Below are 20,342 nucleotides of genomic sequence, written 5' to 3' on the forward strand. Positions count from 1 at the left end.
CCCGGACTGGCCAGAAAGCCGATTCCTGACAGAATCGCCGTAGCGACGCCCACCCGCAGGAACCATCTCGCAGCCAGTCGTTTCGCGCTCATCCAACCTTCGCAACGTTCGTTTCGTCGTGGCTGAATGTGCCGGGCGGCTGTATCGGGAAGATGCCGCCGGATGGCCTTTAGTGCTTCCGAATGTTTCAAGGACGTTGCCGGGCCGGCCGGCGCTTGCGTTGCGCTTTCAGCGGCATACCCCGACGTCATATCAAATGAATCATAAGCGGCGGCGGCCTGCGAGCGCTGCTTCAGCCCAGTTTGCGTCGCCGCACAGCTGTTGCAAGCCTAGGGGATGTCAATGACTGCGAAACCAAACGTGGCAATTTGGAAACGAATATGAAACGTAAAGAATATCTAAACGAAATATGTCTGAAACACGGCTCTGGCAAAAGACGTCCATTCCGAAATGCATTTTTACTGCCGGCGCGGCCGGCTCAAGGGGGACGTCATGAATTCCGAACTGAAGAAGCGCATCATCAACATTGCCGCCATCGCAATGACCGGCGCTGCACTGCTGCTGGCTGCCGGCCAGGGCAGCGCCTTTGCCGCGAGCAAGATCGTGGCGCGGGTGTCGATCAGCCAGCAGCGCATGCATGTCATCATCGATGGTCGATCGGCCTTCATCTGGAAAGTGTCGACTGCGGGCCGCGGCTATGTCACGCCGAAGGGCTCCTACAAGCCGACGCGCATGCACGAGATGTGGTATTCGAAGAAGTACGACAATGCGCCGATGCCGCATTCGGTGTTCTTCAATGGCGGCTACGCCGTGCATGCGACCAACCACATCAGCCGCCTCGGCCGCCCGGCCTCGCATGGCTGCGTGCGCCTGCACCCCGACAATGCGGCCGACTTCTACGAGCTGGTCCAGGCCTATGGCCCGTCCAACACCAGCATCCAGATCGTCAACTAGGCATTCGGCCCGCGCCAGCGCGACCCGTCTCGGCTAAAGCGCGTTGTTGACAAACCAGTCGTAGGTCGAGCGGATGCCGCTTTCGAGTTCGATGCGCGGGCGCCAGCCGAGATGGGCGAGCTTGTCGCCGCTCATCAGCTTGCGCGGCGTGCCGTCCGGCCTTGACGTGTCGAGGGCGATGCGGCCCTCGAAGCCGACGACACGCGCCACGGTCTCGGCCAGTTCGAGGATCGTTACGTCGGTGCCGGAGCCGACATTGACGTGCTGGTCGCCGGAATAGGACTTGAGCAGGAACACCATGGCGTCGGCGGCGTCGTCGACATGGAGGAACTCGCGCCGCGGCGTGCCGCTGCCCCAGATCGTCAGTTCGGCCGCTCCAGACAACTTGGCCTCATGCGCCTTGCGGATCAGCGCCGGAAGGACGTGGCTGGACGTAAGATCGAAATTGTCGCCCGGGCCGTAGAGGTTGGTCGGCATCGCCGAGATGAAGTCGGCCCCATGCTGCCTGCGATAGGCTTCAGCAAGCTTGAGGCCGGCGATCTTGGCGATGGCGTACCACTCGTTGGTGGGTTCGAGCGCGCCGGTGAGCAGCGAATCCTCCGCGATCGGCTGCGTCGCGAATTTCGGGTAGATGCAGCTCGAACCGAGGAACAAAAGCTTTTCCACGCCGATCTTGTGCGCGGCATGGATGACGTTGGTTTCGATCGCCAGGTTCTCGTAGAGAAACGCGGCGGGATAGGTAGCGTTGGCGAGGATGCCGCCGACCTTGGCGGCCGCAAGCAGCACCGCTTGCGGGCGGGTCTCGCCCAGCCAGGCCTCGACCTCGGCCTGCCGGGTCAGGTCGACGGTGTCGCGCCCGGCGGTGATGACTTCGCAGCCTTCCCGTGCGAGGCGGCGCACAAGCGCTGAGCCGACCATGCCGCGGTGTCCGGCGACCCAGACACGCTTGCCGGCGAGCGGATAGAGGATGTCAGCCATTGCTGCGCTCACAGGGTTTTGCCAGCGCGCGACGATCTTCTCGAACCATCTCGGCCACCAGCTGGTCGAAGCTGGTGTTGTGGTGCCAGCCAAGCGCCTGCCGTGCCTTGGAGGCGTCGCCGAGCAGATAGTCGACTTCGGTCGGGCGGAAGTAGCGCGGGTCGATCTCAACGAGAACGCGGCCGGTGGCGCTGTCTATGCCGGTTTCGCCGACACCCTCGCCGCGCCATTCGATGCTGGTGCCGATCTCGGCGAAGGCCTTTTCGACAAAGGTGCGGATCTTGTGGGCTTCGCCGGTGGCGAGCACATAGTCGTCGGGCTTGTCCTGTTGCAGCATCATCCACATGCCGAGCGCGTAGTCGCGGGCATGGCCCCAGTCGCGCCGGGCGTCGAGATTGCCGAGATAGAGCCGGTCCTGGATACCTGCCTCGATCGCCGCCACGGCGCGGCTGATCTTGCGGGTGACAAAGGTTTCGCCGCGCAGCGGGCTTTCATGGTTGAACAGGATGCCGTTGGAGGCGTGGATGCCATAAGCTTCGCGGTAGTTGGCGACGATCCAGTAGGCGTAGAGCTTGGCGGCGGCGTAGGGCGAGCGCGGGGCGAAACCCGAAGTCTCGTTCTGCGGCGCCGGGATGTTGCCATAGAGCTCGGACGTCGAGGCCTGGTAGAAGCGCGTCTTGCCGACGAGACCGAGCAGGCGGATGGCTTCCAGCAGCCTGAGCGGCCCGAGCGCATCGGAGTTGGCGGTGTATTCGGGTGTCTCGAAGCTGACCTGGACGTGCGACTGGGCGCCGAGATTGTAGATCTCGTCCGGCTGCGTTTCTTGCACGATGCGGATCAGGTTGGTGGCGTCGGTGAGGTCGCCATGATGCAGGATCAGCCTGGGGTCGGCGACATGCGGGTCTTCGTAGAGATGCTCGATACGGCCGGTGTTGAAGGACGACGAGCGGCGCTTGATGCCGTGGACGACATAACCTTTTGATATCAGGATCTCGGCGAGATAGGCGCCGTCCTGTCCGGTTACACCGGTGATCAGCGCCACCTTGCCGTTCTTTGCCGGCGCTGATTTCTGCTCGTTCGACATTCCGTTTCCTTGCCCGATTCCTGCGGTTCCTGCGTGCAGCGCACCCTAGAGATGTTGAGTGCACTGCGAAAGAGGCGGCTTTGGGGTCATGCGCCGAGGGCGCTTTCCCGGGCATTTCTGCATGTTTTGCCACAGCAGCATTTTGTGCATTGCACGGCAGTGCATATTTTCGGCATACAAGGGCAGTCTAATCGAGGTTGATGAAGCCAGCATTGGCAAAATTTAGCCATTTCAGACAAATCATATGTTTTGCACGCCTGTGCAAAATTTGCAGAATCTGGATTGACATGAACGTGCCGTCGATGGAATGAATATGCCAACAGGCACGGGAATGTGCCGCACCGCCGGGAGGCGGCGGTGGTGTCTGAAGCAGGACGGGTGCGGTGTGTCCGGGCGGCTCAAGCTGCGGGGCGCAAGGTCCGCTTCGAGGCGCCCAACGGAGGAGAATTCATGCTCATGCCATCGCATGCAGGCCATGCAGTGCATCTGCGCCGGGTCGTCCCCGGTGACGTGTGCGGCAGCCATGACGGAATCTGCCGGCGGGGCGTAACCTCGTGAGCGGCCAATCGCAGAGTTCTGTCCAGAGGGTGGTGAAGCCGGCGACCGTAACCCACGGGACTGTGGCCACCCTGAAGTCGCCGACCCGCTCACAGCGCCTGCGCTACCGGACCAAGGTGGCGCTGCGCGAGCCGACGACGATCATCGGCGTGCTCGCCGCGGCACTGTTTGCCTATCTCATCGTGGTGCCGATCATCTCGATGCTGTCGGATGCGATGCGGGTGCAGTTCGGCGACGAACGCCGCATCAAGCAGGATGTCGGCGAACTGACCTGGTACTACATCGACCGCGTCTTTCTCTCGCGCATCTCGCACGACCTGTTCTGGGAGCCGCTGGTCAACACGCTGAGCGTGGCGGCCGGCGCTATCACGCTGTCGATGCTTGTCGGCGGCACGCTTGCCTGGCTGCTCAGCCGCACCGACATGTTCGGCCGCCGCTGGTTCGCCACCGCCCTCATCGTGCCCTACATGCTGCCGGCCTGGACCTTCGCACTGGCCTGGACGACCCTGTTCAAGAACCGAACCGTCGGCGGACAGCCCGGCTGGCTGGAATCGATCGGTTTTTCGCCGCCCGACTGGCTATCCTACGGCCAGTTGCCGGTGACAATCATCCTGGCGCTGCACTACTCGCCCTTCGTCATCCTTTTGTTCGGCAACGCGCTGCGCCGCTTCGACTCGCAGCTCGAGGACTCGGCTCGGATTCTCGGCGCCGGCAGGCTGACGGTGGCCCGCAAGATCATCATGCCGCTGATGCGCCCATCGCTGATGTCGGCGATGGTGCTGATCTTCGCCAAATGCCTCGGCGAGTTCGGTGTGCCCTACGTGCTCGGCCTGCCGGTCAATTTCGACGTCCTGGCGACCTCGCTCTACCAGAACATCTCGTCGCGCCAGGTCGGCGTGGGAGCGGTGCTGGCAGGCGCGATCATGCTGATCGGCATCATCACCATCACCATCGATGCCCGGCTGATGCGCGAGGCGCGCCGCTTCGTCACCATCGGCTCGAAGGGCTCGATGAACCGGCTGAGCCCGCTCGGCATCCTCAGGCTGCCGGCGACCGGCTTTGCCGCGCTGATGTTCCTGCTCAGCGTCGGCATGCCGATCGGCACGCTGTTCCTGTCGACTGTGATGCGGGTGCCCGGCCAGTTCAACCTCGACAATTTCACGCTCGACTACTGGATCGGCACCAATCTCAACACGGTGGCGCTGGAGACCGGCATCCTGCTCAGCCCGGATCTTTGGAACGCGGCCTGGAACAGCTTGCGCATCGTCGGTGTCGCCTCGATCACCTCTGGCATCCTCGGGCTGCTGGTCGGTTATGTCGTGGCGCGAACCCCGGTGAAGCCGCTCGGCACCTTCCTGCGCCAGGTGACGTTCCTGCCTTATCTGGTGCCGGGCATCGCCTTCGCCGCCGCCTATCTCTCGCTGTTTGCCGTGCCGCGCGGGCCGATCCCGGCACTCTACGGCACGACGCTGATCCTGATGCTGGCGCTGATCGCCGACCAGATGCCCTATGCCTCGCGCGCCGGCATCGCCGCCATGACACAGCTCGGAAAGGATCCGGAAGAGGCGGCTCAGATCGCCGGCGCCGGCTGGTTCCGCCGCATGATCTCGATCGTCATCCCGATCCAGAAGGGGTCGCTGACGACGGGCATCCTGTTGCCCTTCATTTCGGGCATCAAGGGCCTCAGCCTGTTCGTCGTGCTGGCGGTTCCTTCGACCGACGTGCTGACCACCTATTCGCTCCGGCTCGTCGACTACCACTACACGCAGGCCGCCAACGCCGTCGTGCTGATCATCGCCGGCCTCGCCTATTTCGGCGCGCTGCTCGGCCAGAAGCTGACCAAGACCAATCTCGCGCAAGGACTGGGGAACTGACATGCCGAAGATCAACCTGAGCGGCGTCGAGAAGAACTACGGCGGCAACTCGGCCAACGCGGTGGCCGACCTCGATCTCGAAATCGGCGATGGCGAGTTCATGTGCCTTCTGGGCCCATCCGGCTGCGGCAAGACCACGACATTGCGCATGATCGCCGGGCTGGAGCACCTGACGGCGGGCGAGATCCGCGTCGGCCCGCGTGTCGTCGACTCCGTCGTCGATGGCGTGTTCGTGCCGCCGGAAAAGCGCGAGATGGGGCTGGTGTTCCAGAGCTACGCGCTATGGCCGCATCTGACCATCGAGCGCAACACCGACTTCGGCCTGCGCCTGCGCAAGATGCCCAAGGCCGAGCGCGAGCAGCGCGTCGACCAAGTGATGAAGACACTTGGCATCGAGAAGTATCGAGATCGCTATCCCTCGCAACTGTCTGGCGGCCAGCAGCAGCGCGTGGCGCTGGCCCGCATGCTGGCGGTCAATCCGGAGGTGCTTTTGCTCGACGAGCCGCTGTCCAACCTGGATGCCGCTCTTCGTCTTGAGATGCGGGCCGAGCTCAAGCGGCTGCACCGCGAGTTCAAGACCACCATCGTGTTTGTCACCCACGACCAGTGGGAGGCAATGACGCTGGCCACCACCATCGCGGTGATGAGCGAGGGTGAGCTGCAACAGGTCGGCACGCCCAACGACATCTACGACCGGCCGGCCAACCGCTTCGTGGCGCAGTTCGTCGGCAATCCGCCGATCAACATCGTCGAGCTGGGTGATGGAAAATCGGAGGTGGCGCGGCTCGCCAATGCCTATCTCGGCGCGCGTTTCGCTGAGTTGCGCGACGCGGGCTCGATCGGCATCCGACCGGAGGCGATCCGGCTGGCTGATGCCGAGCGCGGCGTGGCCGACGGTGCCGTTGCCGGCCAGGCCGTGGTGACCGGCATCCTGCCCACCGGCGGCAGCTGGATCATCGAGCTCACCGCTGGCGGCGAGAAGCTGTTCATGACCACGCACCAGTCGCCGGAGGTCGAGGTCGGCGAGGCCGTGACCTGGTGGGCCAAATCAAAGGCGCTGCATGTCTTCGACAAGGCAGGCCAGCGCATGGAGGTGGCCGACAGGCTGATGCGGCCGGCGAAGCTGCATTGAGGAGAATTCCCTTCGGGCGGTGGAGGACTGGCCCGGGGGAAGCAAGCAGGACCATCGGGAACGACACGGCCGGCATGGCGCCGGCCTGACAAGGGAGGAGAGAATGAGCAGGGATTTCAGTGTGAAACGGCTCCTGACGGCGACGGCACTGGCTGCCGCTGTCGGATCGTTTGCCGGCGCGACACAGGCCGAGGAATTCGACCTCAACGCGCTGGTCGAGGCGGCGAAGAAGGAACCGCCGATCAATGTCTATTCGAGCACCGGCAAGATCGTGAAGCAGGCCGAGGCCTTCACCAAGAAGTACGGCGTGCAGGCGACCGGCACCAAGGCCAATGCCGCGGCGCAGCTGGAAATGGTGATCCGCGAGGGCCAGGCCAAGAACGTGCAGGGCGACGTCATCCAGATCAGCGACGTGCCCGCCGGCGTGGCGCAGTTGGTGCCGCAGGGCTTCGTCGAGAGCTGGCTGCCGCCGGATCTCGCCGCCAAGATCCCGGTGCAGTACCAGAACCCGCTGACCGTCTCCAACGAGGCAAACGTCTTTGCCTACAACACCCAGCTCAATGAAAGCTGCCCGGTCAAGAATATCTGGGAGCTGACGGAGGCCAAGTGGAAAGGCAAGCTCGCCATGCAGGACCCGCTCAACAAGGCGTCCTATGTCGACTGGTTCAACCAGATGGCGACCAACGCCGATGACAAGATGGCTGCAGCCTACAAGGAGTATTACGGCAAGGATCTCGAAGCGGGTGAGGACGGCGCTACCGGCGCCTGGGTCAAGGCGCTCGCCGCCAACGGCCCGTTGCTCACCGATGCTGACGAGGCAGCTGCCCAGGCGGTCGGCGCTCCCGACCAGAAGGACCAGTTCATCGGCCTGATCAGCTCGGCTAAATTCCGCAACAACCAGGACGTCGGCTCCAAGCTTGGCCTGTGCAAGGATCTGAAGCCCTTTGCCGGTTGGATGTATCCGAGCCTCGGCTTCATCGCAAAGGGCACCGACAGCCCGAACGCATCCAGGCTGTTCATCCACTATCTGATGACCGAGGAGGGCATCGCCCCGCAGGCGGCCGACGGCAAGATGTCGACCAACAGCGACGCCAAGCTGCCAGACGACGAGCCTTCGGGCATCGGCAAGGTGCTGGACCAGATCTTCCCCTACGACTCGGCGTCGGCCCAGAGTGACTGGGACGCGCGCCAGGATTGGCAGGACCTCTGGCGCATCAACTACAAGAAATAGCGCTTGCGATTGTCGCGCCCGGCACTGACGCCGGGCGCGTTTCAGCCGGATTTTTGGGGAGGAAACGATGAAACCGGCATTTGGAACGAGCAGGAAAGTTGCACTGGCAACGACGGCGCTGGCCGGGCTGATGACGGCCATGGTGATGGCGTCGGCTCCGGCGCGCGCGGAAACCTTTGACCTCAACGCCCTGGTCGAGGCGGCGAAGAAGGAAGCGCCGATCAACATCTATGACAGCACCGGCAAGATCGTCGAAATGGCCGAGAACTTCACCGCCAAATACGGCGTGAAGGCAACCGGCATCAAGGTGTCGGCGAGCGCGCAGCTCGAGATGATCGTGCGCGAGGGCCAGGCCAAGAACGTCAAGGGCGACGTGGTGCTGATTACCGACGCGCCAGCAGGCCTGGCGCAGCTTCTGCCGCAGAAGTTCGTCGAGAGCTACCTGCCGCCTGACATGGCCGACAAGATCCCGGTCCAGTTCCAGAACCCGCTGGCGATCACCACCAATGCCGCTGTCTGGGCCTACAACACCGAGGCCTACGATGCCTGCCCGGTGAAGAACATCTGGGAGCTCACCGATCCCAAGTGGAAAGGCAAGGTCGCCTTCTACGATCCGCTGTCGAAGGGCACCTATCCCGACTGGTTCAATCAGACTGCGACGCATGACGACGACAAGATGAAGGCTGCCTACAAGGCGCATTTCGGCAAGGATATCGAGGTCGGCGAAGACAGTGCGACGGCTGCCTGGGTCAAGGGCTTTGCCGGCAATTCGCCGCTGCTTGCGGATGCCGACGACGCGATCTCCGAAGCTGTCGGCGCGCCCGGCCAGAAGGAACCGTTCTTTGGGCTGATGAGCTCGGCCAAGTTCCGCGACAATGCCGACAAGGGTTTCAAGCTCGGGCTCTGCGAAGGGCTCGATCCCTGGCCGGGCTGGACCTATGTCAAGCTCGGACTGATCGCCACCGGCACCAAGAGCCCGAACGCGGCCAAGCTATTCATCCACTACATCCTGACCGCGGAGGGCATCGCGCCGCAGGTGAAGGACGGCAAGCTGCCGACCAACCCCGACATCGGCCTGCCTGCCGATGAGCCATCGGGCATCGGCAAGGTGCTGGACAGGCTGCAGCAATACGACGCCTCGACCGCGCTCGAAGATTGGGACGCGCGCCAGGATTGGCAGGACCTCTGGCGCGTCGCCTACAAGAAATAGTTTCCCGGTGGGCTAGGGACGGGGCCCTTCTCCTTCGGCTCCGTCCCACTTTTTTCCCTTGGCCCGCTTTCATCGGGAACAACTGGAGACGTGATGATGTCTGACAATTCGGGGCGAAAGCTCGCGCCACCCAGGGCATTGCTGCTCGACTTTGGCGGCGTGATCGTATCGACGACGCACCTGCCCGGCTGGCGGGAGCGGCTGGCCTCGCATGTGCATGGCCTGCTCGTCCAGGCCGGCGCGCAGGCGTCGGCACTTTCGGTCGAGCAGATCACCGCCGACATCAAGGCCGGCGGCATCGCCGACTCGCACTGGAAGGATGCGATGTCGCGACCGCTTGCGCCGCGCGAGCTGCGCCACGAGGAATTCTGGGGCGACTTCGTCGCCGGCGACTGGCCGCAGCAGGCGCGGGATGTCGTCGTGGCCGAGGCCTACGACCTCTGCCGCAAGATGGGCAACTGGAAGAGCGAGCGTGTCTTGCGCACCGGTATGCTCGACCTGCTCGACGCGGCAGATGGCGCAGGCGTGCCGGTCGGCATCGTCAGCAACGCGCTGTGCGGCCAGGTACATGTCGATTTCCTCGACGTCCATGGGCTGACCGGGCGCTTTGCCGTGGTCATCCACAGCGACGAGGTCAAGCTGCGCAAGCCGAACCCCGAGATGATCTGGCTGGCGACACGTTCACTCGGCATCGAGCCGGAGGCGGCGTGGTACGTCGGCGACAATTTCGACCGCGACTTGCTGTGCGGCAAACGTGCCGGCATTGGCGGCAACATACTGATGGAAGCCAAAGGTACATACGACCTGCCTTATGACCTCAAGCTCAAGCCGGATGCCATCGTGGCGGATCCTGTCGGGCTGCTCGGCCTGTTCCGCGAAGCCGGGCGCGGGATCGCGGCATGACGAGCATCGAAGAGTCGAAGCGCCTGCGGACGGTTGCCGAACAGGCAGCACAGCTGATGCGCGAGCCGTTGCTGGCGGCGTTCCGCTCCAACATGGATGTCGATTACAAGGTCGACCTGCATGACGTGGTGACCAGACACGACAGGGAAGCCGAGGTGGCGATCCGCGCCTTCATCCTGGGCAAAGTTCCTGACTCGGTCGTCGTCGGCGAGGAGGCAGGTGAGAGCGGCGTCGGCCGGGTACGCTGGTATGTCGATCCGATCGACGGCACCTCGAACTTCGCCCGCGGCTTTGCCTTCTGGTGTGTGTCGGTCGGCGTGGCGATTGACGGCGCGGTCTTTGCCGGCGCGGTCTATGATCCTGTCGCCGGGAACCTGTTTGCGGCCGACCTGACCGGTGCCTGGTTGAATGGTGAGCCGTTGCGCTCGCGCGCCATAGCTGACGAACGGCAGGCGACGCTGATCACGGGCTATCCGGTGGCGCGTGATTTCAGGCGCGATGGGCACGAGCAGACGCTGGCCAATTTCGGCGAGTTGGTCGAGACATTCTCGACGCTGCGGCGGCCGGGCAGCGGTGCGCTCAGCCTCTGCCATGTCGCTGCCGGCTGGGTCGATGCGTCAGCCGGCTTCGGCTCCAATCCCTGGGACGTGGCGGCAGCGGCGCTGATCCTCACACAGGCCGGTGGCAGCTATCACCCGCTGACCCTTGGCAAGGTCGATGCCGGCGTGCCCGACTTCATGTGTCCCGGTTATGTCGCACTCGGGGAAGGTGCCGACTATCCGACGTTGATGCGGGTGGCGCGGCGCATCTCCGACGAACGAGATGCAGCCCGTGCGCGAGACGCGGCATGATCGATGGAACGCGTGTGCATAGATGTCAGATCACGCACTTCCTGCGCTTCCGTCGACTGCAGAAATATTATCCAACTTAATGCGTTGACGATCTTGCACAGCTGTGCAAATTGACGTCAACCACACCACAGGCGGCATAGAAAATGACGGTTCACGCAACAGCCACCACTGCAGAAACCGGCCTCGACCGGCGTGCGGCATTCTGCCGTGACATTGCGCGTTCGGCGGGCGCGGTGGCGCTCGACGGGTTCACCAATCGCGTGGCCGGTTTCGACATGAAGGGGCCGCAGGATTTCCTGACCGAGACGGACGCGGCTGTGGAGCGGCACCTCAAGGCGCGTGTCGCCGAAGAATTCCCCGAGGACGGTTTCCTCGGCGAGGAAGGCGGCGGGGCGATCAAGGCGGACATCTGGGTCGTCGACCCGATCGACGGCACGGCGAATTTCGCCCGCGACATTCCGCATTTCTGCATTTCGATCGCTTTCGTCAGCAATGGCGAGACCGAGATCGGCGCGATCTACAACCCAGTGTTGGACGAGCTGTATTTCGCCCGCCGCGGACATGGCGGCACCCGCAATGGCAAGCCGTTGTCAGTTGCCAAGACGCGCGATTTCGATGCTGCCTGCGTCGAGTTCGGCTGGTCGAACCGCAAGACCAACACGCGTTATCTCGACGTGCTCTCCAACATCCTCGAGCGCGGCGCCAACGTCCGTCGCGGCGCCTCGGGCGCGTTGGGGCTCGCCTATGTCGCCGATGGCCGCTCGGATGCCTATGCCGAGCTCCACATGCATGCCTGGGATTGCCTGGCGGGGCTGCTGATGGTCAGGGAGGCCGGAGGCGTCGTCGCGCCGTTCCTTTCGGTCGGCGGCTTGACCGAGGGCGGGGCCGTTCTGGCCGCGGCGCCCGGCGTGGCGCTCGGCATGAGCGAGGCGACCGGCATCGCGCTCGAGGCCGGCAAGTGAGAGCCCCAGATACCCTCAAGCGTCAAGGCCGCCAGATGGACAGCAACAGCCCGCGATATGAGCGCCCGGCGCTCAGCCTGATCGAGCGTGACATCGCCGGCTACGGCATCGACATCTATGTCGGCGGCATGGACGGCGCGGGCGACCTCGAACTGCTCAGGGAAAAGAACATCACCACGGTGGTGAACTGCGCCGTCAATCTCGACTTCAACTACGCCACCGAGCCGTTCGGCGAAGGGGAGGCGGCTGACGCGATCTACGGCATCGGCGCCGTGCGCTACTACAAGCTCGGCCTGATCGACGGCCACGGCAATCCCGAGACCATGATGCTGTCGGGCTTCTACCTGCTGCGCGGAGCGCTGAGCCAGGTGCTGCCTGACAAGGCCACCTACAAGCGTCGCGAAAAGGGCAACGTGCTGGTCAACTGCCGTGGCGGCCGCAGCCGCTCGGTGTCGCTGGTGGCGCTGTTCCTGCATGTCGAGATGCCGGCCAAGTTCCCGACGCTGGATGCAGCGCTCGAGCATGTGCGCACCCGGCGTGAGCTGCGCCGCGACGAATGGCATGAAGCGCCCAAGCCGATGCTGGTCGAGGCCGCACGCAAGGCAGCACAGTGGATCGCCATGATCGACAAGGGCTTGCCTGCGCCGGCCCTGGCCTCCAATGACTGACGGCGCGCTCGTTTTGCTGTGAGACTGACATGAAGATTGCCGTCATCGCCGACCCGCATTTCCACGACATCGACAATCGCCAGAGCGTGGGGCGTGGGGACAGGGTGGCGTTGCGGACGCTGGCCGACACCAATGCCTCGACGCGGGTGTTCAACGAAAGCTTCCATGCCACGCACGCACTGCTCGACGACATCGTCAGGCGCGGCATCTCGCTTGTCATCATCGCCGGCGACCTGACCGATGACGGCCAGCAGTCGACGATGGCCGCGGCGACGGCGCTGCTTGCCGACTATTCCAGGCGCTTCGGCCTGCGCTTCGTGGCGACGCCCGGCAATCACGATCTCTATGCGATCCACGGCCGCCACCACAGCAAGCGCTTCCTCAACCCGGACGGATCGCACATGCTGGTGACGAGCGATCCCTTGGCGGAGCAGGGCGGCTCGGTCGAGCGCATCGTCTCGGACGACATGTATTGCGGCGGGTATGGCGCAGCTATCCCGGCACTGGGCGATCTCGGCTTCTTCAAGCGCGACGGCGATCTTCATTGGGAATGCCCGTTCGGCACCGACGACAGGCTGGAGGCGCGGACCTTCGAGATCGTGTCCGGGGATGGGCAGACGATGCGACGGATGGTGGACGCCTCGTTCCTCGTCGAGCCGGTCGACGGGCTGTGGCTCTTGTCCATTGACGCCAATGTCTTCGAGCCGAAGAACGGCGACCTCGATCCGACGCTGGAGAAGAGCTACCACGACAGCACGGACGCCGGCTGGAACGCGATGCCGCGCAATAAAGGTTTTGTCCTCGACTGGATGAAGGACGTTGCTGCGCGCGCCGAAGCGTTGGGCAAACGGCTGGTCGCCTTCTCGCACTACCCTGTTATCGACCCGCTCAACGGTACCTGGGCAGACGAGGCGAAGCTGCTCAACGACACCAGTTTCCTGCGCCGCACGCCGCGGGCGGAGGTGTCGAAGGCGGCCGCTGCCACAGGCATCAACGTGCATTTCAGCGGCCACCTGCACATCAACGACACTGCCGTCTTCCGCGACGGCGACGACTGGCTGGTCAACATCGCCGTGCCGTCGATGGTCGGATTTCCACCGGCCTACAAGGTCGTGGAGATGTCCGGCGATAGGCTCGAGGTCGAGACGGTGGTCGTCAGCGACGTGCCGTCATATGACATTGCTTTTGCCCTCTATCGTGTAGAGGCGGAGCAGGAGGGAACGTCGGCTGCCGTGACCGAAGCGACCGGCCATGCCGATTTCCTAAGTCGGCATCTCGCCGAGATGGTCATGCATCGTTACCTGCCCAAGGAGTGGCCGCAGGATCTGGCTGCGCTCGTGCCGCAGCTTTGCCTCAGCGATCTGGAGATGCTGGCGAGGACCGTGGCGCCGCTGACTCCGAAAGATCTACCCTCGGTCGTTGCTTCGTTGCCCAGAACGGGAACGACGAAGCTGCAGGACTTGCCGTTCTTTGAGATGATCGTCGACTGGTACAGGCTGCGCAAGGGCCGCGAGCTGGCGCTCGACTTCATCGAGCCCGAGCGCATCGCGGTCTATCGTCATCTCGCCGCGCGTTTCGCCGCCGGTGCCTGGCCGGCGGGAAGTCTTCAGGACAGGCTGGCATCGTTCATGCGGATGCTGAGCGACTGGCTGGCCAGTGCCCCGTCACGCGACTTTTCCGTCGACCTCGCCACGGGCGAGGTGATGCCAAGGGATCATTTGGGCCGTACGGTCCGGCGCCAGACCGGGTCGGCGTGAAAGCTGACGCTGCCGCCACGCTGGCGCAGCGGATCCTCGCCGTCGAGCAGCATGGTGATGTGATCGGCCACCTGCACGATCGGTTGGCGGAAGGTGGTCAGCTGGTATGACGCCCAGCCCGCCTGCTCGATGTCGTCGAAACCGACGACGCACAGTTCCTCCGGCACATTCATGCCGAACTCGACGCGTGCCGCATCCATGAAACCGCAGGCCAAAAGGTCGGTGACGCAGAAGGCGGCGTCCGGCCGGTGCGAGCCGCTGAGCAGCAGTCGTCCGGCCTCGAAACCTGCGCCGTAGCCGGTGGGGCCGGCGCGCGTGATGGTAACGTCCAGCCCCGCTTCACCAGCGGCCGTCTCGAAGGCGCGCTCGCGCGCCACCAGGCTCGGCGTTCCGGCCTGCGACGACACCACGGCAATGCGCCGGCTGCCGGCACGGTGCAGCATGTGGAAGGCCTCGCGGGCGGCCGCCGCATTGTCGACGCTGATGTTTTCCGGCCCGTCGAGATGATCGTCGCGGTTGATCAGGATGACATGTTGGCCGCTGTTGAGGCAGGTGTTGATCAACGATGTCGGCGGCGTGCCCGACAGGACGACCGTCGCGTTGGCGCGGTAGTTCAGCGTCTGGCGGAGCGCTGCTTCGACGCTGTCTGTGTCGCCAGAGGTGTTGATGACCATGGCGACGCGGTTGATCGCCTGCAGGCGCCGGGTGATCGCGTCGATCAGGCGCGAATGGTAGGGCGTGTTGATGTCGGCGCCGATGAGGCAGACGATGCCGCTGTCCTCATGGATCAGGCTCCGGGCGAGGTGATTGACGTGGTAGCCGAGCGTTTCGGCGGCCTCGAGCACCTTCTTGCGCGTGGTTTCGGAGACGCTGGCGCCGTCGGTGAAGGTGCGGGACACGGCCGAGCGTGAAACGCCGGCCAATTCGGCGACCTGCTGTGCGCTTACGAATGACCTGCCCGGCTTCAGTTCGGACATCGGCGGCTCCAGTTTGGGTCGGTCGTCGACCGCACTTGGCTGCTTGCACAAATGTGCAAGGACTGTCCCCTGATACAATCGGATCGGGCAGTCTGCAATCCTGGAACCCGGAATCTTGCAATGTCGGCGTGCCGAATTCCCGCCGCCCGCTGTCAGGCGGCGACGGGCTCGGGCTGGAGGAGATCGGCGAGCGTGAGATTGCGGATCAGGGTCGACAGCTCGGGCTCGTCGATGAGCACGGCCGCGTCGGTTGGCGTCAGCCAGGCGCGTTGGCGGGCACCTGCTTCCTGCCAGGCTTCAAGTTCCTCGGTCACCTCGATAAGATAGGCCGTGACCACGACGTGGACGAAGCTGGTCGACAGCCGCTTCCAGTAGCAATAGCTGCCAGCAGGCCTTTTCAAGGCTTTGCCGCGCACGCCGGCCTCTTCGCGGGCCTCGATGAGGGCAGCCTGGCGGCCGCTCTTGCCCTTCATCGGCCAGCCCTTGGGTACGATGAAGCGGCGGGTGCCGCGCGACGTCACAAGCATGACCTGAAGCTCGCCGCCCTCGTTCACGCGGAACGGGATGGCAGCGACCTGGGCAATGCGCTCGCCCTTGTTCGCCTTGCGAATGGTCTTCTTGTCCTTGGGCATTTTCGCCTGGCGTTCCTTTCCCGCAGTCTTGAAGACCGTCTTTTTGCCTTTTCTAGCACATCGGCCAGATCGTGATCATGACGCAAAGATAGTGCAATGAACACGATTGCAAAATGCGTAAAAACAACTCACTCTGCAACAGGCCAAAGCGACATAAGATCGTTAGACGGCGAAAAAATGGAGGGAACCGAAAAATGAAGTCTGCCTTTATGTGTTCGGCGGCGTTTGCCGCCCTGATGCTGGCGGCTGGCGCTGCCCGTGCCGAGAGCCTGACGCTCTATTGCAGCGCCGACGAGGCGTGGTGCCAGCAGATCAAGACCGGCTTCGAGGAAAAGACCGGCATATCAGTCGACATGACCCGCAAGAGCTCGGGCGAGACCTACGCCCAGGTGCGCGCCGAGGCGAGCAACCCCAAGGGCGATGTGTGGTGGGGCGGCACCGGCGATCCGCATCTGCAGGCAGCCGAGGAAAACCTGACCGAGGAATACATCTCGCCGATGCGCGGCGAGCTGCACGACTGGGCGATCAAGCAGGCCGAGGCCTCCGGCAACAAGACCATCGGCGTCTACTCCGGTGCGCTCGGCTTCGGCTACAACAAGGACCTGCTCGCCAAGAACGGCTTGCCTGAGCCGAAGTGCTGGGCCGATCTGACCAAGCCCGAATTCAAGGGCCAGATCCAGATCGCCAACCCGAACTCGTCGGGCACCGCCTACACGACGCTGGCGACGATGGTCCAGCTGATGGGCGAGGAAAAGGGCTTCGAGTTCATGAAAGCCCTGCACAAGAACGTCAACCAGTACACCAAGTCGGGCTCGGCGCCGATCAAGGCCGCCGGCCTCGGCGAGACCACCGTCGGTATCGTGTTCATGCATGATGCGGTGGCGCAGACGGCGGCCGGGTTCCCGATCGTGACGGTCGCGCCCTGCGAGGGCACAGGCTACGAGATCGGCTCGATGTCGCTGATCAAGGGCGCGCGCAATGCGGAGGCGGCAAAGAAGTTCTACGACTGGGCGCTGTCCGCCGACATGCAGGGCAAGGCCAAGGACGTGAAGTCGTTCCAGTTGCCGTCGAACAAGTCGGCGGCCGTGTCGGAACTGACGCCTGATCTCTCGACCATCAAGCTGATCGACTACGACTTCAAGAAGTACGGCTCGAGCGAGGAGCGCAAGCGGCTGCTTGGCAAATGGGACACGGAGGTTTCCTCGCTGCCGCAGTAAGACATGCGCTCCCGCGATCCGAGCGGCGGCCTGCATCCGACCGTCATCCTGTGGGTGGCTGTCGGATGGCTCGGCTTTGCCGTGCTGCCCTGGTATGGCGTCGAAGACGGGTTCTTCGGCCTGTCCTGGCTGTTCGAGGGCTACCCCCTCGACAGCGAGCTTGCGCCGGCGCTGGTCCTCAACTTCAAGGGCGAGAAGCTGTGGCTTGCGCCGCTCGGTCTGCTCCTGGCCGCGCCGCTGTTCTTGTGGGGGCGGACGAAATCCGATCCGATCTTCGGCAAGCTGCTGGTTGCGGTCGGTGCCGCGGGTTTTGCCTGGCTGCTGTTCCAGGGGTTCGCCATCGGCTTGCGGGGCTGGCAGTTCGGCTGGCTCGAAGGACTGTTCGGCGAGCTTGGCGATCGCCAGTTCGGCATGGGTTATGGCGCGCTTCTGGTCGGGCTTGCCTTCCTGTTCCTGTTTTCCGTCGGTCTTGCCGCGCGCGGGGCCGTCGGCGGCGACGTCTTCGTCGTCTCGACAATCGCTTTCGTGGTGGCGGCGGTCGGCCTTTTCATCTTCATGCCGATTCTGCAGATGCTGGCCAATGCGCTGGTCACCGAGGACGGCGGCTATTCGGTCACCACCTTCCTCGGCAAGCTGTTCAGTCCGCGGCTTTGGAGCCTCGGCTGCCTGGCCGGCGGCAGCCGCTGCGGCGTCGCCTGGAACTCGCTGTTCCTCGCGGTGCTCGTCGGGGTGCTGACGACGGTGCTCGGCCTCGTCTTCGCGCTGATGGTGACACGCACCGGCTTCCGCCATGGCAAGCTGCTGCGCGCACTGACGGTGCTGCCGATCATCACGCCGCCCTTCGTCATCGGCCTCGCCATCATCCTGCTCTTCGGCCTATCCGGTGCTGTCACGCAGACCTTTTCGGAGCTGTTCGGCATCCAGCCGACGCGCTGGATCTATGGCCTGCCGGGACTGTTGATCGCGCAGCTGCTCGCCTTCACACCGATCGCCTTCCTGGTGCTGATCGGCGTCGTCGAGGGTGTCAGCCCGTCAATGGAGGAGGCGGCACAGACGCTGCGCGCCAATCGCTGGCAAACTTTCTGGACAGTGTCGCTGCCGCTGATGCGACCGGGCCTCGCCAATGCCTTCTTGCTCGGCTTCATCGAGAGCATGGCCGACTTCGGCAACCCGCTTGTGCTGGGCGGCAATTTCGACGTGCTGTCGACGGAAATCTTCTTCGCCATCGTCGGCGCGCAGAATGACGAGGCGCAGGCAGCGGTGCTCGCCATCGTGCTGCTCGTCTTCACGCTGCTTGCCTTTTACGCCCAGCGTTTCTGGCTCGGCAAGAAGTCGTATACGACGATGTCCGGAAAGGGCGATGCCGGCGTTCATCCGCAGCTGCCCGCGGGCCTCAAGCGCGCCGTCTACGCCACTGCCGGCTTCTGGGTCGCCTTCACCATCTTCGTTTATGCGACGATCTTCTACGGCAGCTTCGTCAAGCTCTGGGGCGTCGACCACAGCCTGACCCTGGCTCATTATGTGAAGGCATTCGCGGTGGGCTGGAACGAGTTCGGCATCCACTGGAAGGGTTCGGCCTGGAGCTCGTTCTGGACGACTTTGCAGATCGCCTTGATCTCGTCGCCGCTGACGGCGGCCATCGGCCTGCTCACCGCCTATCTTCTGGTGCGGCAGAATTTTGCCGGCAAGAACGCTTTCGAGTTCGGCACCATGCTGTCTTTTGCCATTCCGGGCACTGTCATCGGCGTGAGCTATGTCATCGCCTTCAACGTGCCGCCGATCGAGCTGACCGGCACCGGCATCATCCTCATTCTGTCCTTCATCTTCCGCAACATGCCGGTCGGCGTGCGGGCAGGGGTGGCGTCGATGTCGCAGATCGACAAGAGCCTGGACGAGTCGTCGCTGACGCTGGGCGCCAATTCGTGGCAGACGTTCCGCAAGGTGGTGCTGCCGCTGCTCCGGCCGGCAATCGTTGCAGCACTCGTCTATTCCTTCGTGCGTGCCATGACGGCGATCAGCGCCATCATCTTTTTGGTCAGCGCCCGCTACGACATGTCGACGAGCTACATCGTCGGCCGTGTCGAAAACAACGAGTACGGCATCGCGATCGCCTATTCGGCGGTGCTGATCGGCGTCATGCTGGCGGTGGTCGGGCTGATGCAGCTGCTTGTCGGTCGCCGCAACATCGGTCGCCGTGGCCATGAACTCTCGCAGTCGCGCACCAATGTGAGCCAACCGGCATTTTCGGGAGGGAGCTGATGATCAAGAGCAACGCCGCTTCGGTGGAGTTTCGCGCGGTCACCAAGGTCTATGGCAAGAGCCCGGTCCCGGCGGTCAACAACGTGTCGCTGTTTGTCGAGGCGGGCAGGCTGGTGACGCTGCTCGGCCCGTCCGGCTGCGGCAAGACGACGACTTTGCGCATGATCGCCGGCCTGGAAATGGCGACGCGCGGACAAATCCTTATCGGCGGGACCGACGTTACGCATCTGCCGGCAACCGACCGCGACGTGTCGATGGTGTTCCAGTCCTATGCACTGTTCCCACATATGACGGTCAACGAGAACGTCGAATACGGGCTGAAATTCTCCGGCTTCGCCAAGCGGGAAATCGGCGATCGCGCCCGCGCCGGGCTCGAACTCGTCGGTCTCGGGGGGTATGGCAACCGTCTGCCGAGCGAACTGTCCGGCGGCCAGCAGCAGCGCGTCGCCGTGGCGCGGGCGCTTGTGCTGGAGCCGCAGGTGCTGCTGTTCGACGAGCCACTGTCCAATCTTGATGCCAAGCTCAGGCGCCGGGTACGCGAGGAAATCCGCGACATCCAGACCAAGCTCGGCCTGACGGTGGTCTACGTCACGCATGACCAGGAGGAGGCCTTGGCCGTCTCCGACCGCATCATCGTCATGAACAATGCCGTCATCGCCCAGGACGGCACGCCGCGCGAACTCTATGACGCGCCGGCGGATGCCTTCGTCGCCGACTTCATCGGCGAGGCCAATATCTTCGATTGCGAAATCGCCTCGGTAGAAGGTGAGCTTGCCACTGTGCGGCTAGGCGGTTTCGAAACGCAGCTCGACGCGCGCGGCATGCGGCCGGGGCCGGCGAAGCTGGCGGTGCGGCCTAGCCGCATCCAGATCCGGGCGGTGGGCGCGCCGAGCACCATTCCCGGGAGGCTCGATAAGGTGACCTATGTCGGCTCCGACCTCGAGTTCATGATCGGCACCGAGTTCGGCGAGGTCTTTGCCGTGTCGCCCGACGTCGATGCGCCGTTCGTGCCGGGGCAGGACGTTGGCGTGGGGTTCGCCGCACGGGGACCGGTGTTGATCAGGGCCTGAGGTTACCTGTTGCACCGAGGCGCTT

Annotated in this window: 17 protein-coding genes; 13 read left to right on the top strand and 4 right to left on the bottom strand. The window is 63.9% G+C overall.

Annotated features, from left to right (window positions below; translation table 11 throughout):
• The first annotated feature begins 492 nt into the window (after positions 1–492).
• Entirely contained in the window at positions 493–954 is a 462-nt protein-coding gene (locus tag SLT36_RS07350) for a L,D-transpeptidase (RefSeq protein ID WP_192314132.1), read from the top strand.
• 33 nt (positions 955–987) lie between these two features.
• Here SLT36_RS07350 and fcl read toward each other — a convergent pair whose 3' ends face one another.
• Both fcl and gmd read right to left on the bottom strand, forming a co-directional pair.
• The gene (gene fcl / locus SLT36_RS07355; protein WP_432286556.1) at positions 988–1,932 is read right to left on the bottom strand and encodes a GDP-L-fucose synthase; all 945 of its coding nucleotides are present in this window, start codon (positions 1,930–1,932) and stop codon (positions 988–990) included.
• The gene (gmd, locus tag SLT36_RS07360) at positions 1,925–3,016 is read right to left on the bottom strand and encodes a GDP-mannose 4,6-dehydratase (protein WP_432286558.1); all 1,092 of its coding nucleotides are present in this window, start codon (positions 3,014–3,016) and stop codon (positions 1,925–1,927) included. The genes fcl and gmd overlap by 8 nt, the downstream gene beginning before the upstream one ends.
• Positions 3,017–3,606: 590 nt before the next feature.
• On the opposite strand from gmd, the gene SLT36_RS07365 reads away from it, so the two are divergent.
• The 9 genes from SLT36_RS07365 (at position 3,607) to SLT36_RS07405 (ending at position 14,162) form a co-directional block, all read left to right on the top strand.
• The gene (locus SLT36_RS07365) at positions 3,607–5,448 is read left to right on the top strand and encodes an ABC transporter permease (RefSeq protein ID WP_432288273.1); all 1,842 of its coding nucleotides are present in this window, start codon (positions 3,607–3,609) and stop codon (positions 5,446–5,448) included.
• 1 nt (position 5,449) lies between these two features.
• The gene (locus SLT36_RS07370) at positions 5,450–6,580 is read left to right on the top strand and encodes an ABC transporter ATP-binding protein (RefSeq protein WP_432286559.1); all 1,131 of its coding nucleotides are present in this window, start codon (positions 5,450–5,452) and stop codon (positions 6,578–6,580) included.
• 103 nt (positions 6,581–6,683) lie between these two features.
• Positions 6,684–7,811 carry an ABC transporter substrate-binding protein gene (locus SLT36_RS07375; RefSeq protein ID WP_432286561.1) on the top strand — a complete coding sequence of 376 codons (1,128 nt, stop codon included), beginning with the start codon at positions 6,684–6,686 and terminating at the stop codon, positions 7,809–7,811.
• A gap of 67 nt (positions 7,812–7,878) precedes the next feature.
• Positions 7,879–9,021: an ABC transporter substrate-binding protein gene (locus tag SLT36_RS07380; protein WP_432286563.1), complete on the top strand. Its 1,143-nt coding sequence runs from the start codon at positions 7,879–7,881 to the stop codon at positions 9,019–9,021.
• A 93-nt stretch (positions 9,022–9,114) separates the two neighbouring features.
• Positions 9,115–9,924 (top strand): HAD family hydrolase, encoded by an 810-nt coding sequence (locus tag SLT36_RS07385; RefSeq protein WP_432286565.1) that lies wholly within the window; start codon positions 9,115–9,117, stop codon positions 9,922–9,924.
• On the top strand, positions 9,921–10,775 hold the full coding sequence (locus SLT36_RS07390) for an inositol monophosphatase family protein (RefSeq protein ID WP_432286567.1): 855 nt from the start codon (positions 9,921–9,923) through the stop codon (positions 10,773–10,775). The genes SLT36_RS07385 and SLT36_RS07390 overlap by 4 nt, the downstream gene beginning before the upstream one ends.
• A 143-nt stretch (positions 10,776–10,918) precedes the next feature.
• Entirely contained in the window at positions 10,919–11,737 is an 819-nt protein-coding gene (locus tag SLT36_RS07395) for an inositol monophosphatase family protein (protein ID WP_432286569.1), read from the top strand.
• A 35-nt stretch (positions 11,738–11,772) separates the two neighbouring features.
• Complete coding sequence (locus tag SLT36_RS07400; RefSeq protein ID WP_432286570.1) at positions 11,773–12,405, top strand: dual specificity protein phosphatase family protein; 633 nt, start codon at positions 11,773–11,775, stop codon at positions 12,403–12,405.
• 29 nt (positions 12,406–12,434) lie between these two features.
• Positions 12,435–14,162, top strand: a complete 1,728-nt coding sequence (locus SLT36_RS07405) for a metallophosphoesterase family protein (RefSeq protein WP_432286571.1) — start codon at positions 12,435–12,437, stop codon at positions 14,160–14,162.
• On the opposite strand, the gene SLT36_RS07410 is transcribed toward SLT36_RS07405, so the two are convergent.
• Both SLT36_RS07410 and SLT36_RS07415 read right to left on the bottom strand, forming a co-directional pair.
• A complete protein-coding gene (locus tag SLT36_RS07410) occupies positions 14,120–15,139 on the bottom strand; it encodes a LacI family DNA-binding transcriptional regulator (RefSeq protein ID WP_182573793.1) in 1,020 nt (339 codons plus the stop codon). The genes SLT36_RS07405 and SLT36_RS07410 overlap by 43 nt on opposite strands.
• A 152-nt stretch (positions 15,140–15,291) precedes the next feature.
• Positions 15,292–15,771, bottom strand: coding sequence for an NUDIX hydrolase (locus tag SLT36_RS07415; RefSeq protein WP_432286573.1), 480 nt, complete (start codon positions 15,769–15,771; stop codon positions 15,292–15,294).
• Between the two features lie 194 nt (positions 15,772–15,965).
• On the opposite strand from SLT36_RS07415, the gene SLT36_RS07420 reads away from it, so the two are divergent.
• From SLT36_RS07420 to SLT36_RS07430, 3 genes are read left to right on the top strand one after another with little or no spacing between them, the layout of a single operon-like run.
• Positions 15,966–16,988 carry an ABC transporter substrate-binding protein gene (locus SLT36_RS07420; protein WP_432286575.1) on the top strand — a complete coding sequence of 341 codons (1,023 nt, stop codon included), beginning with the start codon at positions 15,966–15,968 and terminating at the stop codon, positions 16,986–16,988.
• Between the two features lie 3 nt (positions 16,989–16,991).
• The gene (locus tag SLT36_RS07425; RefSeq protein ID WP_432286576.1) at positions 16,992–19,247 is read left to right on the top strand and encodes an ABC transporter permease; all 2,256 of its coding nucleotides are present in this window, start codon (positions 16,992–16,994) and stop codon (positions 19,245–19,247) included.
• A complete protein-coding gene (locus tag SLT36_RS07430) occupies positions 19,247–20,317 on the top strand; it encodes an ABC transporter ATP-binding protein (RefSeq protein WP_432286578.1) in 1,071 nt (356 codons plus the stop codon). Before SLT36_RS07425 ends, SLT36_RS07430 begins: the two co-directional genes overlap by 1 nt.
• Positions 20,318–20,342: the final 25 nt, after the last annotated feature.

It is taken from the genome of Aminobacter sp. BA135, assembly GCF_050859125.1.
Lineage (GTDB): Bacteria > Pseudomonadota > Alphaproteobacteria > Rhizobiales > Rhizobiaceae > Aminobacter > Aminobacter ciceronei.